Source organism: Robertmurraya korlensis (assembly GCF_023715225.1).
Taxonomy (GTDB): Bacteria; Bacillota; Bacilli; order Bacillales; family Cytobacillaceae; genus Robertmurraya_A.
On sequence record NZ_JAMBNS010000126.1, the window covers coordinates 1 to 431 of the forward strand.

At 45.0% G+C, this 431-nt stretch carries 1 protein-coding gene; it reads left to right on the forward strand.

The genetic code is table 11. The features are described 5' to 3' along the window. The coding region (locus tag M3175_RS26100; protein WP_251524616.1) for a sensor histidine kinase family protein at positions 1-431 on the forward strand (431 nt) is incomplete at both ends.

The window sequence follows — 431 nt, forward strand, 5'->3', positions numbered from 1 at the left end:
GATTACCCGTATTCGTCTACAAGTTGAAATGATGACGATGCTGGCAAGTCAGTTTGACAAAACGATACAAGATAAAGTACAAAAACGTGCTGATGCCATCAACCGTGATTTGACGGGTCTTAATGATTTGGTGGAAAGTATTTTGCTCGTCAGTCGTATGGATGCCGGTCATGCGATAGAGAAAGTAGAAGACGTCGATTTATATGAGTTAATTAAAAACGAGATTCAGCACTACCCACAAGCTAGCTTTGCGGGTGGTCACGTTATCATCCAAGGGCAAGCCAAACTTCTCACCCACCTCGTGCGTAATTTGCTCGACAATGCCCATCTTCATGGCGTCCCACCTGTAAGCGTACAGCTGTATGCCATTGATGATGCGGGTAATCAACTGGCAATTGATGCCCTACCAGCGATGCAAGAGAGTACAAAAG